Source organism: Providencia sp. PROV210 (assembly GCF_028479445.1).
Lineage (GTDB): Bacteria > Pseudomonadota > Gammaproteobacteria > Enterobacterales > Enterobacteriaceae > Providencia > Providencia rustigianii.
This window is the reverse complement of the sequence record NZ_JAMPNQ010000005.1, coordinates 40,536-53,676: the sequence shown is the minus strand read 5'-3', so window position 1 is coordinate 53,676 and position 13,141 is coordinate 40,536. Positions and strand designations below refer to the sequence as shown.

General features: G+C 41.8%; 12 protein-coding genes. 6 read left to right on the top strand and 6 right to left on the bottom strand.

Annotation, left to right across the window (positions count from 1 at the left end; genetic code table 11):
- The first annotated feature begins 241 nt into the window (after positions 1 to 241).
- The 5 genes from cecR (at position 242) to PR761_RS04390 (ending at position 5,994) form a co-directional block, all read left to right on the top strand.
- Complete coding sequence (gene cecR / locus PR761_RS04410; protein WP_115164092.1) at positions 242 to 940, top strand: transcriptional regulator CecR; 699 nt, start codon at positions 242 to 244, stop codon at positions 938 to 940.
- A gap of 66 nt (positions 941 to 1,006) precedes the next feature.
- Positions 1,007 to 1,996, top strand: coding sequence for a secretion protein HlyD (gene hlyD, locus PR761_RS04405; RefSeq protein ID WP_006812708.1), 990 nt, complete (start codon positions 1,007 to 1,009; stop codon positions 1,994 to 1,996).
- Positions 1,997 to 2,004: 8 nt separating this feature from the next.
- Positions 2,005 to 3,744, top strand: a complete 1,740-nt coding sequence (locus PR761_RS04400; protein WP_112836403.1) for an ATP-binding cassette domain-containing protein — start codon at positions 2,005 to 2,007, stop codon at positions 3,742 to 3,744.
- Positions 3,741 to 4,880: an ABC transporter permease gene (locus PR761_RS04395; RefSeq protein ID WP_006812710.1), complete on the top strand. Its 1,140-nt coding sequence runs from the start codon at positions 3,741 to 3,743 to the stop codon at positions 4,878 to 4,880. The genes PR761_RS04400 and PR761_RS04395 overlap by 4 nt, the downstream gene beginning before the upstream one ends.
- Before the next feature lie 7 nt (positions 4,881 to 4,887).
- Positions 4,888 to 5,994 (top strand): ABC transporter permease, encoded by a 1,107-nt coding sequence (locus tag PR761_RS04390; RefSeq protein WP_039853986.1) that lies wholly within the window; start codon positions 4,888 to 4,890, stop codon positions 5,992 to 5,994.
- A gap of 127 nt (positions 5,995 to 6,121) precedes the next feature.
- Here PR761_RS04390 and PR761_RS04385 read toward each other — a convergent pair whose 3' ends face one another.
- The 5 genes from PR761_RS04385 to PR761_RS04365 are packed head-to-tail and all read right to left on the bottom strand — an operon-like array spanning position 6,122 to position 10,142.
- The gene (locus PR761_RS04385; RefSeq protein WP_126459299.1) at positions 6,122 to 6,892 is read right to left on the bottom strand and encodes a class I SAM-dependent methyltransferase; all 771 of its coding nucleotides are present in this window, start codon (positions 6,890 to 6,892) and stop codon (positions 6,122 to 6,124) included.
- A gap of 14 nt (positions 6,893 to 6,906) precedes the next feature.
- The gene (locus tag PR761_RS04380; RefSeq protein WP_006812713.1) at positions 6,907 to 7,257 is read right to left on the bottom strand and encodes a cupin domain-containing protein; all 351 of its coding nucleotides are present in this window, start codon (positions 7,255 to 7,257) and stop codon (positions 6,907 to 6,909) included.
- Between the two features lie 47 nt (positions 7,258 to 7,304).
- A complete protein-coding gene (locus PR761_RS04375) occupies positions 7,305 to 8,045 on the bottom strand; it encodes an ABC transporter ATP-binding protein (RefSeq protein ID WP_154611006.1) in 741 nt (246 codons plus the stop codon).
- Positions 8,042 to 9,061, bottom strand: coding sequence for a FecCD family ABC transporter permease (locus PR761_RS04370; RefSeq protein ID WP_112836401.1), 1,020 nt, complete (start codon positions 9,059 to 9,061; stop codon positions 8,042 to 8,044). Before PR761_RS04370 ends, PR761_RS04375 begins: the two co-directional genes overlap by 4 nt.
- Complete coding sequence (locus tag PR761_RS04365; RefSeq protein ID WP_112836399.1) at positions 9,054 to 10,142, bottom strand: ABC transporter substrate-binding protein; 1,089 nt, start codon at positions 10,140 to 10,142, stop codon at positions 9,054 to 9,056. The genes PR761_RS04370 and PR761_RS04365 overlap by 8 nt, the downstream gene beginning before the upstream one ends.
- Positions 10,143 to 10,237: 95 nt before the next feature.
- Between PR761_RS04365 and PR761_RS04360 the strand changes: the two genes are divergently transcribed.
- Positions 10,238 to 10,954, top strand: a complete 717-nt coding sequence (locus tag PR761_RS04360) for a Crp/Fnr family transcriptional regulator (RefSeq protein WP_154611005.1) — start codon at positions 10,238 to 10,240, stop codon at positions 10,952 to 10,954.
- A gap of 39 nt (positions 10,955 to 10,993) precedes the next feature.
- On the opposite strand, the gene PR761_RS04355 is transcribed toward PR761_RS04360, so the two are convergent.
- Entirely contained in the window at positions 10,994 to 13,042 is a 2,049-nt protein-coding gene (locus tag PR761_RS04355) for a TonB-dependent receptor family protein (protein WP_230083583.1), read from the bottom strand.
- Positions 13,043 to 13,141: the final 99 nt, after the last annotated feature.

Below are 13,141 nucleotides of genomic sequence, written 5' to 3'. Positions count from 1 at the left end.
GGGAAGGTTTGATATTTAAGAAAAGAAAAAGCGCAAACTGCCATGCGATATGCAAAAATTCTACCATCATTTGACTGTGATAAATATATTAATTTAGATTTATAAGTAAACTAATACAAAATCTGCTTTATATAGTATATATACGTAGACAAAACTGAGATAAATCAGTTTACGAATCTCAAAAATAGTAAGTGCCAATCAAGAGCATACTGAAAATAATTTTATTCTGTATTAAAAAGGAATGTTTATGAACACAAACTCATCGCCAACTTTGCGTGGGGAAAATGCCAAATATCAGCTTCTTCTTGCCGCAGCTGATGTTTATGGAGAACAAGGTATTGATGGCGCAACCACTCGTAAAATAGCACACGCCTCTGGGCAAAACATTGCTGCCATTTCATACTATTTTGGCTCTAAAGAAGGGCTTTACCTCGCTGTAGCGCAAGAAATTGCGAATAATATAAAAGAAAGTTTCTCTGAAACCTTATCTAAGATAGATGATTTTTTGAGCTTATCCGTTAACTCTCAAGAACCCGAAGAGGCATTAGGTCTTCTTAAAACAACCATCATCTCCTATAACTTTTTCCAACTAAAAAAAGAAAATCTCAGCTTTTCACGTATTTTAGCCCGAGAGCAACTCAACCCTACTGAAGCCTATGCCATCATCCATGAACAAGCTCTTGGTCCAATTCATTCGCGTTTAAATCGTTTAATTTCTATCTATATTGGCGCAGACCCCAATAACTTAGCGACGTTGATTCATACCCACGCCATTCTAGGAGAAACACTCTCTTTCCGAATTGCGCGAGAAACGCTGCTTAGGCAAACTGGCTGGAAACATATCAACGAGGATGAATTTAAAATTATTAATCAAGTCCTTATTGAACACATTGACATTCTATTATTGGGATTACGTCAACGCCAACAGACAGAAAAGTGATATGATGCATGGATAAAGTCAAACCCTAGTTTTAAGTTATAAACTTATCCATTATTAAGGTTAGCTATGAACAATAAACGCCGTTCCGTTATTATTCTTATTATTGTCATATTAATCGCAGCTGCAGGTGGCTACTACTACCAATCAATGCAGAGCCCATCATTAGCCCTATATGGTAATGTGGATGTGCGAACCGTTAACCTTAGTTTCCGTGTCGGCGGTAAACTAGCATCTTTAGATGTGGATGAAGGTGCTAAAGTCACCTCAGGGCAGCAATTAGGGAAACTTGATGATGCCCCCTATATCAACGCTCTCAATAAAGCTAAAGGGGTTCGTGATAGTGCAAAAGCCCAATTAGCATTAAAAGAAAGTGGATACCGTACCCAAGAAATTGCGCAAGTAGAAGCGGAAGTGGCTCAACGGCAAGCAGCTTGGCAATACGCAGACAGCTTTTTTAAACGTCAACAAGGGCTAGCAGCTCAACGATTAATTTCAGCAAATGACCTTGATAATGCAAGAAATAATCGCAATCAAACCCTTGCAGCGCTAAAAGCATCCCAAGATAAACTCAATCAATACCAAAGTGGTTTTCGCCAAGAGGAAATTGCGGCCGCACGCGGTGAATGGCTACAAGCGGAAGCCGCTGTAGCACAAGCTGAATTAGATCTTGCAGACACCATTCTTACTGCGCCATCTGATGGCACAATTTTGACGCGAGCTATTGAGCCAGGAACGATCATTGGTGCTGGCAATACTGTATTCAGTGTCACGTTAACAAATCCAGTTTGGGTCCGAGCCTACGTCAGTGAAGCACATTTAGGTGATGCAATTCCCGGTAGCAAAGTTCTCTTGTATACCGATAGCCAGCCCAATACCCCTTATCACGGCACCATTGGGTTTGTTTCCCCTACCGCAGAATTTACCCCTAAAAGTGTACAAACACCGGATCTACGGACCGATTTAGTCTATCGCTTGCGCATCATTGTTGATGACCCCAATGACAAACTACGCCAAGGAATGCCTGTAACTATCCAATTCACTGATGCTCAAAAATAGGGCAGATTATGGTTCAAGATTACAGCATCCACCTACAAGGGGTCGAAAAGACCTTTTTAGGATTAGATTCCCCCGCCGTTGAAAGCTTAACTACGGTTATCCATGGTGGCTCAGTAACAGGGTTAGTGGGTCCAGATGGGGCAGGAAAAACCACCCTAATGCGCATGCTTGCTGGGCTACTCAAACCCGATTCAGGCAACATCAGCATCATGGGATTAGATCCTATTAAAGATAGCATTGAGGTGCGTGCAAACTTGGGTTACATGCCGCAAAAGTTTGGATTGTACGAAGATTTAACGGTACAAGAAAATCTCGATTTATATGCTGATTTGCGCGGTGTGATTGGTGAAGAACGTCAACAAACTTATCAACAATTATTAGCCTTCACCAGCTTAGCACCGTTTACTGCACGTCTGGCAGGAAAGCTGTCAGGAGGAATGAAGCAAAAGCTCGGACTCGCTTGTACCTTACTCGGCAAACCCAAAGTGTTATTGCTCGATGAGCCTGGTGTCGGCGTCGACCCCATCGCTCGACGGGAGCTCTGGCAAATGGTACACACCCTTGCTGATGATGGTATGTTGATCCTCTGGAGTACCTCCTACTTGGATGAAGCACAACAGTGTAAGGAAGTACTTCTGCTAAACAAAGGTAAACTGCTGTATAGCGGAGAACCTGAAAAGTTGACACAACACATGGCTGGACGCTCCTTTTTGTTGGACGTTCCAGCCACTAAAAAACGAACAATTTTACAGGATGCCCTCGTTCTTCCTGAAACCACCGATGGTGTGATCCAAGGACGCTATATCCGTTTAATACTGAAGCCCGATGCATCCCAAGAAAATTTACTCAACGCATTAAATATGGGGCAACAAAAATTACTGCCCGCCGAACCGCGTTTTGAAGATGCATTTATTGATTTGCTCGGCGGTGGGCCATCACATCGTTCAGAATTGGCATCAATCGTTCCCCAAATTCCACCAGCACCCAACGAAACGGTGATTGAAGCCCGTAATCTAACCAAAAAATTTGGGGACTTTGCCGCAACCGATACAGTTAATTTCCAAGTTAAACGCGGGGAAATTTTTGGCTTATTAGGCCCCAATGGCGCGGGAAAATCCACGACATTTAAAATGATGTGCGGCTTAATGAAACCAACAGATGGGCAAGCATTAGTGCTTGGGATGGATTTAAAAACCAGCTCTAATAAAGCCCGCCAGCATCTGGGATATATGGCACAAAAGTTCTCTTTGTATGGCAATCTTAAAGTCGGACAAAACTTAAAATTCTTCTCAGGTGTTTACGGTTTACATCATAAAAAACAAACCAAAAAAATACAGGAGATGGTCGATGCGTTTAACTTTAATCCGATCATTAACCAAATTACCGATTCACTACCATTAGGCTATAAACAGCGTCTTGCCCTTGCCTGTTCTCTAATGCATGAGCCCGATATTCTGTTTTTAGATGAGCCAACATCCGGTGTTGACCCACTCACCCGCCGTGAGTTTTGGCTACATATTAATGGAATGGTTGATAAAGGTGTTACCGTGATGGTGACCACTCACTTTATGGATGAAGCCGAATATTGTGACCGTATAGGTCTGGTTTATCACGGTAAAATTATTGCGGCAGGAACCCCTGACGAACTTAAACAACAAGTAGCGAGCACTGAAAATTCAAATCCTTCCATGGAAGATGCTTTTATCGAACTGATTGCTAACTATGACAAGCAACAGGAGGAAAAATGAGTATTGCCACCTCCCGCTTTTCATGGCGTAGGCTAAAAGCCTTATGCTGGAAAGAGAGTAAACAAATTGTTCGCGATCCAAGCAGCGCGTTAATTGCTATTGTCATCCCCTTGATGCTGCTATTTATTTTCGGCTATGGAATCAATTTAGACTCCAGTAAATTGCGTGTGGGTATTTTAATGGATCAGCAAAGCCAAGAAGCCCGCGAATTGGTTGATACCTTCACGGGATCCCCCTTTATTGATGCGACCATTAGCAACGATCGCCATTTACTGATCAATAAAATGCAAGCCGGTGAAATTCGTGGAATTGTCGTGATCCCAGTGAACTTTTCCGAGCAACTCTTGCGCCCAGATGGACACGCCGCTATTCAGGTGATCACAGATGGTAGCGAACCCAATACCGCCAATTTTGTTCAAGCCTATACCAAAGGTGTTTGGCATACTTGGCTCGTGCAACAGGGGGAGAACAAAGGCTATCCCACTGATCCATTGATTGAATTGAATATGCGTTATTGGTTTAACGAAGCAGCGTTGAGTCAGCACTTTATTATCCCAGGGGCAATTAGCATTATCATGACAGTGGTGGGGGCGATTTTAACCTCGCTAGTGATTGCTCGAGAATGGGAACGTGGGACGATGGAAGCGCTACTCTCCACACAAATAACACGCACTGAATTATTGCTATCAAAATTATTACCTTACCAAGTACTTGGTTCTTTTGTGATGATTTTGTGTATGTTGGTGACAACCTTTGTACTCAATATTCCTTATCGGGGATCTTTATTGGTGTTATTTGTGATCACCAGTTTGTATCTCGCCACGGCCTTAGGGATGGGATTATTAATTTCTACTATTACTCGTAATCAGTTTAATGCAGCCATGGTCGCACTAAATGCGGCATTTTTACCTGCAATCATGTTATCTGGATTTATCTTCGAAATTGATAGCATGCCAGCATTCATTCAAGTAGTGACTTACTTTATCCCTGCTCGTTATTTTGTCAGTAGTCTACAAACCCTATTTTTAGCGGGTGATATTTATTTAGTTTTACTCACTGACTTTTTATTGCTAATCGCATCCGCTATTTTATTTATCGGCTTAACGGCATTAAAAACTCGCCGTCGCTTGGATTGAGGGGCCTATGTTTTATCGCCTTTACACCTTAATAATGAAAGAGCTGCAATCTTTGTTGCAAGAAAAACAGACTCGAATTATTTTGATTATGCCCGTGATTTTTCAAATGATTTTATTCCCTCTTGCGGCAACGTTGGAAGTCACCAATACTACTATCGCGATTTTTGACCAAGATAGTGGAGAGCATTCCATTGAGCTTACTCAGCGTCTCGCTAAAGCCAGTGCGTTTTCCCATGTTTTACTGTTAAAAAATGAGCATGAGATCCGTGAAACTCTTGATAACCGGAAAGCATTATTAGTCGTCAGGTTTAACCAGAACTTTAGTGCGAATATCGCCAGCCACCATACTGCGAATATGATGCTATTGTTGGATGGACGAAATTCAAATAGCTCACAAATTGCGGCCAATTATATCGAGCAAATTGTGATGCAATATCAGCAAGAGCTGAGCAAAACACAAATTCAACCGAATAATAGTGAGCTGATTGTCCGTAACTGGTACAACCCCAATTTAGACTATAAATGGTTTATCGTGCCATCACTGGTCGCCTTGATCACTACGATTGGCGTGTTAATTGTGACCTCACTGTCGATTGCCCGAGAACGGGAGCAAGGGACGCTCGACCAACTATTAGTCTCCCCACTCACCACATGGCAAATTTTTATCGGAAAAGCGGTTCCAGCCTTGGTGGTGGCGACCGCTCAAGCAACTTTGGTGCTAATCATTGGGATTTTTTGCTACCAAATTCCATTCGCCGGTTCTCTGTTACTGTTCTACGGCACAATGGTATTTTACGGATTATCGTTGGTAGGATTTGGATTATTAATTTCTGCGCTCTGCTCTACTCAGCAGCAAGCTTTTATTGGGGTGTTTGTATTTATGATGCCCGCCGTTTTGCTGTCCGGCTATATTTCTCCAGTAGAGAATATGCCTGTATGGCTGCAAGATATTACTTGGATCAACCCTATTCGTCACTTTACGGATATTACTAAACAGATTTACCTCAAAGATGCAGATTTTTCAGTGGTTTTTCACAGTTTATGGCCTTTGCTAATTATTGCATTAGTGACCAGTAATCTTGCCTATTATCTGTTTCGTAAGAAAATTGCTTAATCTTATCGGTTAGAAATTGCCTATTGAAAGCAGTTAATAGTACTCAGATTAACGTTTTAAGCTCTCTGTTCAAAGTACGGAGGCTAGATACAATTTAGCGCTTCCTTGCGCGTATTTTTGGGCTTCCTTATTTCACGCTAGCAACGGCAATATAGTTTAATTTTCCACGATTTTTTCGAAAGTGGCGGAACATCCGTAAGAATTGAGGTCGGTTTTCTTTTTTTAATGCATTTCGAATAATTTTTATCGTACCAAGTAAGCCTTCATCATAAATCAGCCCCTTTGGTGACAATAAGGTCATTGGTCCTGTACTAGACAGTACGCTCTGAAAGCCTGCTTGCTTAAATAAATCAATCCATTGAGCTTGAGGTAACGGTTGTGCTTTTACATGAATAGCTTGATGCATTTCTGCCGCAATATCTTGTGGATCCTGCGCATCTTTAAACGCAATATCATGGGTTAATAAGCAACCTCCGGGTTTTAATACACGATAGTACTCCTGCAATAATTTTGCTTTCGCTTTATCTCCGTACATTGTTAGCATGGCTTCATTGATCACCACATCAAAGCTATTATCAGCAAAGGGTAATTTTGACGCATCAGCCATTTGGAGAGTGATTAAATCCGTTAAACCATGCTGGTCTACATTTTTTTGAGCCTTCTCCAAGGCGTGTTTATCCATGTCTATACCTGTGATATGACAATGATATTGTGAAGCAATTTCAATGGCAGTCGTTCCCATGTTGCATGCAATTTCAAGTACTTGACTATCTTTATTTAAACCAGATTGGCTCAGTAACCACTGAGTAGCAATTTTTCCGCCGGGACGTAAGCGTTTTTTCCCAAGACGGGCTAAAAATTTATGCCCTGCCTCATGCGCAGTAAATGATTGTTCCATAAATAATCTCCAAACTAATGGTTACACTCATGATTCGGTTCACGCAACATCACCAACAGCATTTTGGCGGGCTCAGGCGCATCAACAGCATGAGGAATATTCGCTGGCATTCTGACTATAGTTCCCGGTTTAGCTGTCACCAATTCACCGTTAATCGTCAGCAACAAACTGCCCTCAACAACCATCACAATGGCATCAAAAGGAGCACTATGTTCAGATAATGCCTGACCTTTATCAAAGGCAAATAAAGTCATATTTCCCCCGCCATTTTTAGCTAAAACTCGGCTGGCAATCCCTTGTTCGGTATAGTTAATTAGTGTGCTGATAGTTAAGGCTTCAGCAGGCGTTATTGTGTTATCGCTCATAATTTCACATTCCTTAATGCTATTGATTGTTTATGCTCATTCAAAAATTATCTAAACAGTGGAACAACCCCTTGTATTTCTCTGCTTTGCTCATGAATGGGCATAATTGCCACCGGTAATTGGTAGAGTTGATAAAGGTTTTGTTCCGTTAAAATGTGTTGAGATTCACCAAATAAACAGTGCCCTTCGTTAAACAGTAATAACGAATGGTCAGCAATATGCAGAGCATGCTGTGGATAGTGGCTAGTAAATAAAATGGTCATTTCACGGTGTTGGGCTAAATCACGTAACGTACTAAGAACATTATCTTGATTGGCTAAATCCAATGCAGAGGTAGGCTCATCCAAAATTAAAATTTGAGGTTCGCTGGCAAGTGCCCTGGCTATCATGACCATTTGCTTTTCACCGCCACTCAATCGATTAAATTGTTGGCTGGCAAAACGACGTAGACCTAAATAATCCAAGCATTGCTCAACAATTTGATTATCGCGTTCACTGGGTGAAGCATACCAAGGTAGATGGCGAATACGCCCTAGGCTCACCATAGTACGTACAGAATAATGAAACAAAGAGCCTGTAAGTTGTGGCACATACGCAACGGGAGCATTTAGAGATACCTGACCTTGCATGCCTTTTTGTAACCCCAACAATAACCGCAATAAAGTGGTTTTCCCTCTCCCATTGGGACCCAAAATAGCCCCAATACTCCCTTTAGGCTGATTGAAACTTAAATCAGTGAATAACTGTCGCTGACCTATCGAAAAATTGAGATGTTTTACGTCAATCATAAATCAGCCACCTTTTTATTAAGCGCATGAATTAAAATCGCAAAAATAGGCGCTCCAATTAAAGCCGTGATGACGCTGAGTGGAATTTCTGCATTGGTAATACTCCGAGCAAAGGTATCTACACCAATCATATAAATCCCACCAATCACAGCACTGGCAGGCAACAAAATACGGTGATCATGCCCTACTACAATTCGCGCAATATGGGGAACAATTAACCCTACCCACCCAATAGTGCCAGATACTGCGACTGTAGCGCTGGTGATCAATGTGACACTGAGTAACACTGCCCAACGCGTTCGATTGATTTTCATGCCTAAAGCCTGTGCATTTTCTTCTCCTAGTGACAGCACATTAATACGAAAGCGCAAAGCAAAAATAATCAATATCGAAAACAAAACAACTGGCAGTACAATCATGAGCTTTAGATAAGAAGCGCTAGCAAAGCTCCCCATCAACCAAAAAACAATGGTTTGCAGCGTGTTATTAGGGTCTGCAAAATAGGTAATCAATGAAATGAGTGCAGCAAAAAAGGCATTGATAATGACGCCTGCGAGGATCAACATCAGTAGCGGGCTTCCTTGGCGATTCATACCTAATAAAAAAACCAACATAATCGCCACCAACCCACCAATAAAAGCAAATGAGATAGTTATCAATAGTGAGGAAAACAGTAAAATAGCTAAAGCTCCGCCTAACGCAGCGCCAGAAGAAACACCAATAATTTGCGGCCCGACAAGAGGATTACGGAAGATACCTTGTAAAGCGGCTCCCGCAACGGCAAGACCAGCCCCCGCAATACCGGCAATCAAAACTCGTGGTAATCGAACGCTCAGCACCACATTTTGTTCCGTACGGCTATAATTTCCCCCGCTTTCGTTCCCTAAAATTGCATCATAGAGAATATGAAATACAGAAGAAAATGAGACCGGATAACGCCCAAGACTCAACGCCAACAAAAATATAAAAAGGAAACTCATCCCAAAAGTCATCCAGAGCATATAAGGACTACGCATTTGGCTTACCCATCAGAGAAAGGTAATGCAGGCTATTTTTATTTAGCTCAATCTGTAAAACCCCATCGATTTGATCTTCCGTGACGTGATAACCATAAAGCTGCTGATAACGTTGACGAATTTCTTCGCGTAAAGGAATATTGGTGGTTTCAGGGTGAAACACCATTGATAGCCATTGCCAGTACAATGGGGTTTCTTGGTTTGGTGCATCCCAAATAAACCCGCCAATCGGCAGTTTATAAACTCGTTGATTTTTAACTGCGGTAACGTCACTCAACATTGGGTTACCATATACATCCGCAGGGGATAAACCTTCTTCAAAATTACCGAGTAAAATGATATCGGGATCCCAAAGTAGGATTTGCTCAATATTCAGTGTTCTTGGACCCGTTAAATCCCGATTTAAGCTCACCCCTCCCGCTAATGCAAAATCGGCATTGTTGTGAGATGTTGAACCAAACGTTTGAATACTTTGATTAAAGTGGGACAGATAAAGAACTTTAGGTTGCTCTGATTCAGGAATTTTCGCTGTAGTAGCGGAAAGCGTGTTCACCACTTGTTGGCGCCACAGGATCATTTCATTGGCTTTTTCGTTATGCCCTAAAGTTTGTCCCATTAATCGGATCCACTCTTGGGTATAACTTTCTTGCCCATAACCGAGTGTTGCAACAGTCAGCCCCGCATCTCGCATCGGGGAAATAATATCGTCACCTCTATGCCCCCATTGCCATACTAAATCAGGCTCAACATTGAGCAATGCTTCAATATTCGGTGTGAAATTATTACCAACAACATTCGAATTAACCTGTAACACAGGCGAAAACATCTTTCCAAGCATTCCTTCCTGAGCTGCAACTTTGGCAAAGGGATGCATACCGACTAATTTTTCACTACTTTCATCCATACCCACTAGCATTGACGCCGCAGGAATGGGGATCACAACAATACGTTTTGCAGGGGCAGATAAATGAATTTTATCACCGGACATATCCGTAAAATCAACTGCTTGAGATGCACTCGCATTAACCACTAACCCGAACATAGAAAATGTTACTGCTATTTTAAAAACATTATTTATCATATGGTTATTCAACTCCCTGCCAATAACTTAATTGATAATGTGTATGATTATCATTTATACTCAAGCTATTCTAAGGTGCCTGAAGAGGATGACCTATGACATTTGTCAAAAATGTTTTTCCCTACACTCAATCGATCGAAGCGCTTATAAAATGCCCATTATTTTCCGGTATTGAAGAGCAAAAATTAGCGTTATTACTTGAAAATTGTGGCTATATTCAATTTAAAAGTGGCGAAATTGTGAGCTATGAAGGTGATACCTTTAAGTATTGCCCTTTAATTATCAATGGGCAGATGGAAGTGTATCGACACACTTATTTAGGTGAAGAAAAAATCTTTGGTTTATTTTCAGGTGGGGAAATTGTGGCAATTGCCGCCGTTTTTATGCCACATAACCGTTATCCAATGAGCTTACGCGCAAAAACAGACGGGGACTCACTGCTACTGGATAAACGAGATATTTTGCAGCTCTGTCATGCTTGTCCACAGATTATGGAAAAATTACTTATGCGGTTTAGCACTAAACTGTATGAAAACATTAACCATATTGATTGGCTTACATCGAGCTCAGCAGAACAACGGCTTGCAGCTTACATTCTTGATTTAAAAAATAAGCAATTAACACCGAATATTATTTTACCGTTATCTCGAGGGCAACTAGCAGCAAAATTGGGGATGCGTTATGAAACCTTGAGTCGATTAGTCTCCAGCTGGCGCCAAAAAGGGTTTATTGATATCGAAAAAGATACAGTACGAATTAATAACGAAAATTACCTCACTCAACTGTCTATTTCTGCCCAGCGTCCTTTTTAGTGTTAGCGCATTATATTGAAATAATGCGCTAATTATCTGTTAGAAATTGAAAGTGACACCGCCGTTAACATTAAAACCCATACCAGGGAATAATGTGCTGTCCTTGGCTGTCACGGTTTGATTAGCCACCGATGTCGTTGCATAACGCTCATCCGTTAAGTTATCCATTGATAAGTAAACGGACCATTGTTCCGTTGGCTTATAGCTGCCTTTTAGCCCTAAGACTGCATAATGTTTTCGTTTTTGAATATCGAGGTTGTTTTGGTGATCAACAGCCATATCTGTTGGCGCCCAATGAATATTAGGACCGAAGCTCCAATCACCTAGCTCATATAACACTTCGGCGGCCACTATATTGCGAGGAATACCCGCGATGTAGTTGCCGTTATATTCCCCGCCCATAAAGCAGAAGTCATTGTAAGTCCAAGATGCGCGGTAGTTAATATCCCCAGGACCTGCGCCAATTCGTCCTGTAAGCCCAGCTTCAAATCCTTGATGACGGGTTTTAGCTGCATAATTAAACACACCAACGACAGTACCAGCACTATCATAGGTTGTAATGTATTCATCTTTAATTTGGCTACGATATAGAGCAAGATTCCATTTCAATCCTTCGGTCACCTCTCCTTCACCGCCAATTTCATAAGTAATGGCCTTTTGTGGTGACAGTTTAGTCAATTTGCCATCACTAGAATTAATAATTTCCCAAAAGGTGGCGGGTTCTTCACTCGCACTAATATTAGCAAAATAGCGTTGGCTTTCCGTTGGGCGCCAAACAATGCCTGCTTTTGGGGTCAAAAATGTCCAACTTTGGTCTAATGATATGGAACTTTGACGTTTTTCTACATCACGGCGAGCATGGGTCGCTTTCACATCAAAATTGACGGTCACTGTTGGTGTAACATGTAAATCAACGCCTACGCTGCCATATATGTTTTCAGCATACCCATCATATTTACCTATTTTTTTCTTATCCGCTGGTGTGCCTTTTCGATTTTGCATTAAATCGGTTTGTAGCGTCATTTGATCCCACGCCACAGCTGTACGATAAGTCACTGGCTCAGTTTCTATATTATAAGTGAACTGCAATCCTTCACTGTGACTATGACTAAACCGGTAGTATGCAGGCGTCGTAAAATTGTCATGAGTACGGATGTGCCATACTCCCGCGCCAATTGCTTGGTTGCCGATTTGCCAGTCAGACCGGTTGGCTACTCGAAACTGCTCTACATTACGATGAGGATCTCGCAGCCAAACCATTGGGTAAACATCTGTTGGGTTATTGTTCAGTACCTCTTCAGAAACAGGACCTGCAACATCAAAACGTAAATCCGTCCAATTTAACCATGTGCGGTTTTCAAAATTATCCGTGACATAGCCAAAATTGCTACGTAATGTTTTTCGTTGAGATGAAGAATGTTTACGGTAGCCGTCAAAGTGGTCATAAGTGAAATTCACCCGCGCATCAAGTGATCCATCATCAGAAACACCCCCAAATGCAGTTTGTAGTCCTTCTCGCCCATAAGATCCATACTCATAGCGCAGTCGCCCCTGCTCATTTCGCCCTGTATAGGACAAAACATCCAGCTCGCCACCAAGGCTATTACTTTGTGGATTTAAGCTATTCGCTCCACGACGCACACTCACCATCCTTGCATCACGCATTTCCAATGTACTGATATGGAAGCTACCATCGGCATCTGTTGCAGGTAGGCCATCTTGTAACAATAAAACGCCTCGAGCTAATGGCGCACTTTGTACCCCTGAACCGCGAATATTTAGCCGAGGTTGATCAATACCACCAAAAAAGTTTTGGATCACCAATCCAGGTTGGTAATCTAACGCATCTTGTAATGTGGCAAGACGCGCGTCTTTTTCAATCATGACTAGATTGGTCCCTCCCGCCACTTTCTCAAGTTTTTCTTTTTCCTGTTGCTCTGTGGGTGTTAAACGACTGTGTCCCATTGACGAGTTCACAATCAGCGTATCTTGTTCCGTTGGCGCTGCTATCGAGAAAGTAAACGGGCTCAACCCCAAAATCAGAGCAGTACAATGAGCTAATTTATGCTGCTTTAGTGGATAAGACATATATTCACCCCAATAATAGTAATGGTTATCATTTTCATTTAGAGGCATAAAATAGTAGAAAAGAAACCATTTCCCTATGACATTTGTCAAAAGTGAAAA

Excerpts from the sequence above, each read along its gene's own strand:
- cecR (WP_115164092.1), top strand. The coding sequence starts at position 242 with ATGTTTATGAACACAAACTCATCGCCAACTTTGCGTGGGGAAAATGCC.
- hlyD (WP_006812708.1), top strand. The coding sequence starts at position 1,007 with ATGAACAATAAACGCCGTTCCGTTATTATTCTTATTATTGTCATATTA.
- PR761_RS04400 (WP_112836403.1), top strand. The coding sequence starts at position 2,005 with ATGGTTCAAGATTACAGCATCCACCTACAAGGGGTCGAAAAGACCTTT.
- PR761_RS04395 (WP_006812710.1), top strand. The coding sequence starts at position 3,741 with ATGAGTATTGCCACCTCCCGCTTTTCATGGCGTAGGCTAAAAGCCTTA.
- PR761_RS04390 (WP_039853986.1), top strand. The coding sequence starts at position 4,888 with ATGTTTTATCGCCTTTACACCTTAATAATGAAAGAGCTGCAATCTTTG.
- PR761_RS04385 (WP_126459299.1), bottom strand. The coding sequence starts at position 6,892 with ATGGAACAATCATTTACTGCGCATGAGGCAGGGCATAAATTTTTAGCC.
- PR761_RS04380 (WP_006812713.1), bottom strand. The coding sequence starts at position 7,257 with ATGAGCGATAACACAATAACGCCTGCTGAAGCCTTAACTATCAGCACA.
- PR761_RS04375 (WP_154611006.1), bottom strand. The coding sequence starts at position 8,045 with ATGATTGACGTAAAACATCTCAATTTTTCGATAGGTCAGCGACAGTTA.
- PR761_RS04370 (WP_112836401.1), bottom strand. The coding sequence starts at position 9,061 with ATGCGTAGTCCTTATATGCTCTGGATGACTTTTGGGATGAGTTTCCTT.
- PR761_RS04365 (WP_112836399.1), bottom strand. The coding sequence starts at position 10,142 with ATGATAAATAATGTTTTTAAAATAGCAGTAACATTTTCTATGTTCGGG.
- PR761_RS04360 (WP_154611005.1), top strand. The coding sequence starts at position 10,238 with ATGACATTTGTCAAAAATGTTTTTCCCTACACTCAATCGATCGAAGCG.
- PR761_RS04355 (WP_230083583.1), bottom strand. The coding sequence starts at position 13,042 with ATGTCTTATCCACTAAAGCAGCATAAATTAGCTCATTGTACTGCTCTG.